General features: G+C 68.9%; 7 protein-coding genes and 2 tRNA genes. 4 read left to right on the forward strand and 5 right to left on the reverse strand.

What is annotated here, in order from left to right:
• Both VEG08_10810 and VEG08_10815 read left to right on the forward strand, forming a co-directional pair.
• On the forward strand, nt 1-626 hold a 626-nt coding region (locus tag VEG08_10810; GenBank protein ID HXZ28477.1), incomplete at its 5' end, for a hypothetical protein.
• Nucleotides 627-820: 194 nt separating this feature from the next.
• Nucleotides 821-897, forward strand: a tRNA-Arg gene (locus tag VEG08_10815).
• Between the two features lie 43 nt (nt 898-940).
• On the opposite strand, the gene VEG08_10820 is transcribed toward VEG08_10815, so the two are convergent.
• The 3 genes from VEG08_10820 to VEG08_10830 form a co-directional block, all read right to left on the reverse strand.
• Nucleotides 941-1,324, reverse strand: coding sequence for a VOC family protein (locus tag VEG08_10820; protein ID HXZ28478.1), 384 nt, complete (start codon nt 1,322-1,324; stop codon nt 941-943).
• Nucleotides 1,325-1,330: 6 nt separating this feature from the next.
• Complete coding sequence (locus VEG08_10825; GenBank protein ID HXZ28479.1) at nt 1,331-1,936, reverse strand: hypothetical protein; 606 nt, start codon at nt 1,934-1,936, stop codon at nt 1,331-1,333.
• Between the two features lie 61 nt (nt 1,937-1,997).
• The gene (locus VEG08_10830; protein ID HXZ28480.1) at nt 1,998-2,951 is read right to left on the reverse strand and encodes an alpha/beta fold hydrolase; all 954 of its coding nucleotides are present in this window, start codon (nt 2,949-2,951) and stop codon (nt 1,998-2,000) included.
• 130 nt (nt 2,952-3,081) lie between these two features.
• Between VEG08_10830 and VEG08_10835 the strand changes: the two genes are divergently transcribed.
• The gene (locus tag VEG08_10835) at nt 3,082-3,315 is read left to right on the forward strand and encodes a zinc ribbon domain-containing protein (protein ID HXZ28481.1); all 234 of its coding nucleotides are present in this window, start codon (nt 3,082-3,084) and stop codon (nt 3,313-3,315) included.
• Nucleotides 3,316-3,420: 105 nt separating this feature from the next.
• Nucleotides 3,421-4,659, forward strand: coding sequence for an MFS transporter (locus VEG08_10840; GenBank protein HXZ28482.1), 1,239 nt, complete (start codon nt 3,421-3,423; stop codon nt 4,657-4,659).
• 25 nt (nt 4,660-4,684) lie between these two features.
• Here the strand turns inward: VEG08_10840 and VEG08_10845 are convergent.
• Nucleotides 4,685-4,759: transfer RNA gene (locus VEG08_10845), tRNA-His, on the reverse strand.
• Between the two features lie 146 nt (nt 4,760-4,905).
• Nucleotides 4,906-5,871, reverse strand: a 966-nt coding sequence (locus tag VEG08_10850) for a nucleotide sugar dehydrogenase (GenBank protein HXZ28483.1), incomplete at its 5' end; no start/stop codon positions are given.

A 5,871-nucleotide genomic window follows, 5' to 3' on the forward strand; every position in this document is an offset into this window, starting at 1 on the left:
CTGCCCCATCGCCGCCGGCCACCGATCCCGGTCTGGAGCCCATCGCGGCCGTGCCCGAAGCCGCGCCCGCTCCCGCTCCCAAGCCCGCCCCACCCCAGGCCTCCTCCAGCGGCAAGATGGCGGCGCTGGGACCGCAGCCCCCGGGGCTGATGCCCAGCCCTCAGGTCAAGGGCATCGAGGACGGCAAGATCCGGGGGGTGCAGGAATCCATCCGCAGCTTCCTGCGCTCCGCCGATCCCAAGGCGGTGCACGCGGTGCCCCTGCGCAACGCCAGCGTCCCGCTCACCCCGGCGGAGGCCGAAGCCTTCCAGGCCGGCTACGCCGGCGAGAAGAGCTTCCGCGCCGATTACGTGGGCATGATGATGCAGTTGGTGGCCATCCAGGCGCGCATGCTCACCGAACTCGCCGACTACCAGGCCAAGAAATCCTCCGCCTACCTGTGGAAGCCGCACGCCGATTCCCTGGCCTACCTGCTGACCGCCGCCGAGATGGCCATCCAGCGCTCCAAGGGAGTGGCCACCACCGCCGGCCACCGCGGCCTCGCCGACAAGGTCAAGGCCCTGGAAGAGACCGCCCACAAGCTCCGCCAGCAGATGAAGGTGGTGGCCAAGGCGCTGCAGGCCTGAGCGGTCGTTGGTCGTTAGTCGTTGGTCGTTGGCGGGCGACTCCCTACTCCTTGTCATCCTGACCGAGCGTCCGCTTGCGGCTGCGCTGCAAGCGGGCGCGAGTCGAAGGACGACCCCCTATCGTTCCGCCGCGGGATTCTGGCCGACAGCCGACGGCCGGCCGCCGACGACCTTCTGTGGTTAAATACCCTTGGGGGCGCGTAGCTCAAGCGGATAGAGCATCGGATTTCTAATCCGAGGGTTGCAGGTTCGACTCCTGCCGCGCCTACCACCACACCGCCTCAGCCCCACAAACCGCTTCCCGCCGGTTGCCGTCACGAGAGCGCGCTGATGGTCACGTAGTACCCGTCCGGATCCCGGAGTGAGAACTCCATGGTTTGCGTGTTCGGGTTCACGTGAGGCTCCTCTGCGAGCCGGGAGGCGAGAGCGCGGGCCCTCTTCAGGGCCATCTCGTAGTCGTCGACGCGGAAGAACAAGAGGAGCCCGTTGCCGGGCGACGCCTCGTCCGGACTCATCAAAGAGGGATGCTCGTGCGCGCCCCACTGGTGGAGGCAGAGCAAGACGGTTCCATCCGTATCCAGGATCTGGCCAAAGTAGTGATGGGCCGGAGGCGTCTCGGGCTGGCCGAAGAGGGACTGGTACCACCTGCAACTGGCGGGAACGTCGCGTACGCCGATGATCGTCCATGTGCGTTTCACGGTTCCCTATCGCGCTAATCCCGACGCCCTTCTCTGTTCCGCCGAGAGCTGCAGCAGCGCGTTCTGCACCACCTTGAGCGCGATGCCCCAGCGCCGCCGGGCCTCGTCCTCGTCGTCGCCGTAGCCGAACAGATAGAACGTGAAGCAGAAGCCTGGGCGCGAGTCCGCCTCCAGGTCCTGGCCGGGGTGGAAGTAGCAGCGCCGCAGGATGAACTCGGCGGCGGCCGAGATCTCGGGCACGCACTTCAGCAGCGTAGTGACGCGCTCCGCCGTCTCCTGGTGGCGACTGAGCGAGTAGCGCGCGTCTTCGATAGTGAAGACCAGGTCCACGTAGGAGCCGAACTTCCAGGCGGCGCCGTAGATCTCCTCTTCCTCCTCCAATTCGTTGGAGAGCCAGGTGTCGCACTTGGCGGTCTCCAGGATGGAGGAGTCGGAGTTGAGGGCGACCAGGAACTCGCCCAACTCCTGGTTGTGGTGGGCCTCCTCGACGTTGAGCAGCAGTTCGGGGCGGCGCTTGAGGTCGAGGTAGCGCAGGGTGCTGTCGGGACGCGCCCAAGGGACCTCCAGGCACTCGTCCTGCTCGCCCAGTTCGATGGAATAGTCGGCCTGCATCGCGCCCCACCCCTCCCGCAGCCATCCGGGCTAGCTACAGGATACGCAGGAAGCGTTCCGGCTAAAAGCGCTTTAGGAACTCGACCAGGCGGCGCTCCGCCCAGCGCCCGTCGTAGCCGTCGGCCGCCGCCAGGAAGGCGCAGTGGCCGCCGTGCTGGGTGGCGATCAGGGTGATGTGAGGGTTGGCCTCCAGGCGCGCGCGGGTCGCGGGCAGCAGCGGCACGAAGGGATCGTCGAGGGCGTGCACCACCAGCGTGGGCACGGCGATGCCATCGAGCACGCGCGAGGAAGAGGCGCGCTCGTAGTAGTCGGCGGCGTCGCGGAAGCCCATGGCGGGCGCGGTGATGGCGTCGTCGAACTGGCGGATGGTGCGCAGGCCGCCCAGCTTCCCCGCCGACTGGAACACCTCCGGGAAGAGCCGCGCCTTCTCCCGGTAGCTGCGCTTGAGCGAGCGCAGGAAGTACCACTGGTAGAGGCGGTTGGCGCCGCGCTCCAGCAGGGCGGCGCCCGCCGCCAGGTCCATGGAGGGACAGACCGCGGCCGCCGCCACCAATCCACGCGGCGCTTCCCCGCCCCACTCGCCCAGCGCCTTCAGCACCATGTTCCCGCCCATGGAATAGCCGGCCAAGGCCAGCCGCGGCAGGTTTTCTTCCTCCAGCAGCATGCGCGCCACCTGCTGCACGTCGCGGGAGAGGCCGGAGTGGTAGAGGGTCTGGGAGAGGTGGGCGGTGCCGCCGCAGTTGCGCACGTTCATGCGCACCAGGTTGAAGCCGGCGGCCAGCGCCTTGTGTCCCACGCCCTGCACGTAGGGCGACTGGCTGGAGCCCTCCAGCCCGTGGACCATCAGCAGGGTGAGCGCGCGCTGCCGCTCCGGCTGCCAGTGGCAGCGCAGCAGGACTTGGGCCTTCTCGTCCACGCGCACTACCCGGTCTTCCGAAGGCGGCAGCGGCGAGCGCGGCAGCAGCGTCCCCAGGATGGTCTGCACCTGCGCTCCCCCCAGGCCGCGGCGCGACACGAAATCTTCCTCGAGGATTGTGCTGGAGTTGGGTGCGGGCATTGACGATAATAAAGCTGACCTGATTCTAGAGTTTCCCCGGCCCGCGGGAAAGCGTGACGCGGCGCCGGTTGTTGGGAGTTTCCGCAGCATGCCGATCTTTGAATACCTGTGCAAGTCCTGCAACCAGCACTTCGAAGCGCTGGTGTATGGTTCCAAGAAGCCTGAATGTCCCCACTGCCACGGCACCAAGCTGGAACAGCAGCTCTCGGTGTTCGCGGTAGCGGCCAAGAGCGCGGCGGGCGCGCGGCCGGCGGCGGCGGCCCCCTGCTCGACCTGCGGCGACGCCCGCGGTCCCGGCGCCTGCGCCCTGGACACGGACTAGAGCGGCGGCCCCGGCGGAAGTCCCCGGCAAGTCCGCGCCACACCTGTTTCTTGCCTGCCAAAGCCAGTATCATGTCTGCCTCGACGTGAGGGTTGAGGGAGGCATGTGAGCTTTCGCGACTTCGATCGCCGCCAGTGGCAGGTGCTGGCCGTGCTCATGCTGGTCAACTTCGTCAACTACGTTGACCGGCAGATTGTCTTTTCCCTCTTCCCCGCCCTGCGCCACGACTTCAACCTGAGCTACGCCCAACTGGGCGAGCTGGCGACGGCGTTCACGGTGGTGCTGTCGCTGGGCTCGCTGCCCCTGGCGGTGCTCGCCGACCGCTTCTCGCGCCGCGCCGTGATCGGCGCGGGGGTGCTGTTCTGGAGCGCCGCCACCTTCTTCAGCGGCCTGGCCGGCTCCTTCCGCTCGCTGCTCGTGGCCCGCGGCCTGGTGGGCGTGGGCGAGGCCGCTTACACCCCCGCCGGCGCCGCCATCTTGAGCGCCACGTTTCCCGAGCGGGTGCGCGCGCGGGTGCAGGGCGCCTTCGACGTGGGCATGTTCCTGGGCGGGGCCACCGGCATCGCCCTGGGCGGCGTCCTGGCGGAGTGGCTGGGCTGGCGCCCGGCTTTCTTCCTGGTGGGCGCCCCCGGGCTGGCGCTGGGCCTGCTCGCCTTCCGCCTGCCCGAGCCGCCGCACCGCGTGCAGGAGGAGCGCGTGCCCGTCGGCGACCTGCTGCGCATCCCCGCCTACCTGGCCATCCTGGTGAGCGGATGGTTCAGCGCCTTCGCCGGCTACGCCTACGTGGCCTGGGGGCCGGAGCTGGTGCAGGACTACAAGGGCTTCAGCCCGCGCGAGAGCGGGCTGGTGCTGGGCGCGACCATCGTGGTGGCGGGGCTGGGCGGCATCATGACCGGGGCCGCGCTCTCCGACCGCCTGGCACGGCGCTCCTCCTGGGGGCGGGCGGCCATCATCCCGGTGGGCTTCCTGATCTCGGCACCACTCACCTACGCTGCCCTCGAGGCCACCAGCAAACCCCTGTTCGTCGCCCTGTTCGCCGTGGGGACGTTCTTCCTGGCCTGGTACCACGGGCCCACCACCGCCACCATCCACGACCTGGTGCCGGAGCGCGGGCGCGCTACCGCCCTCGGCCTCTACTATCTCTTCATCAATCTGTGTTCCATGGCGCTGGCGCCCTACCTGGTGGGCAAGCTCGCCGACCGCTACACCCTGGTGGTGGCCCTGCGCGCGGCGGTGGCGGCGCAGGTGCTGGGCGGGCTGCTCTTCCTGGTGGTGGTCTGGCTGGTGCGGCAGCGGTCGGAAGAGCCGCTGCTGGCCGCGCCCGAGCCCGAAGCCGAGGGCTGAACCAGGCTCAAGCGGAGGAGAATCTTGGGGTGGGTGGTGGGATTTGAACCCACGACAGCCGGAGCCACAGTCCGGAGTTCTACCGCTGAACTACACCCACCGTCCGTGCTTCGATTATAGCAACGGGGTCGGAGAACTGTCGCGGTGGGAGAAAGAGGGTAGCTGGCAGTTGCTAGCTGGCAGCTACGAGGGAGAATCCGGAAGCAGGGAATCTGTCCCTCAGCTACCAGCGATTGACTCCCATCTTCAGGCCCTGCCTACGCCCACGTACTGGAAGCCGAGGGCGCGGAGGCGGGTGGCGTCGAGCAGGTTCTTGGTGTCGACGATGATGGGGCGGCGCAGCAGGCGCTTGATGCGCTCGAAGTCGAGAGCGCGGAACTCGGGCCAGCCGGTGGAGACCACCAGCGCATCCACGCCTTCGGCAGCCGCGTAGGGCGACTCGCAATAGCGCACGGTACCGTCCAGGGCGAGGCGCGCGTCGGGGATGGCCACCGGATCGTAGGCGCGCAGGTTGGCGCCCTTGGCCATCAGCGAGCGTGCCAGCAAGATGGACTGCGAAGCGGCCACGGAGTTGGTGTGGGGCTTGAAGGCCAGGCCCAGCAGGCCCAGCTCGCGTCCCGGCAGCGACTCCACCGCCGCCGTGATCTTCTGCACCAGCAGGTCGCAGTGGGCGCGATGCACCTCGCGGGCGGCGCTGAGCACGCGCAGGGTGGTACCGCTGCCTCCCGCCAGCCGCGCCAGCGACTCCATGTCCGACTCCACGAAGGGCCCGCCCAGCCCGGTGCCGGGCTGCAGGCAGCGGGGCGCGATCTTCTTGTCCAGGCCCAGGGCCAGCGCCAGGTCCATGGCGTCGGCCGAGACGTGCTCGCACAGCGCCGCCAACTCGTTGATGAAGCTGATCTTGGTGGCCACGAAGGCGGTGGTGGCCTCGCGCACCAATTCCGCGGTCTCGTGGTTGGTGACGATCACCGGCACGCCCCGCATCACCAGCGGCCGGTACACCTGCTTGAGCACCAGCACCGCATCGGGCGAAGCGGCCCCCAGCACGATGCGGTCGGGCCAGTTGAAGTCCTCGAGAGCGCAGCCGTCGGTGAGGAACAGCGGCTGCGAGACCACCGGCAGGGGACTGCCGGCGTCGCGCAGGCGCTTCTCGATGCGCGCGGCCGTGCCCACCGGCACCGGCGTGGCCACCACCAGCACCGCGTCGCGGGT

It is taken from the genome of Terriglobales bacterium (assembly GCA_035624475.1).
Classification (GTDB): Bacteria; Acidobacteriota; Terriglobia; order Terriglobales; family Acidobacteriaceae; genus DASPRL01.

Bases quoted from the DNA above. Each gene is read 5' to 3' on its own strand.
- VEG08_10825 (HXZ28479.1), bottom strand. From the start codon at position 1,936: ATGCAGGCCGACTATTCCATCGAACTGGGCGAGCAGGACGAGTGCCTG.
- VEG08_10835 (HXZ28481.1), top strand. From the start codon at position 3,082: ATGCCGATCTTTGAATACCTGTGCAAGTCCTGCAACCAGCACTTCGAA.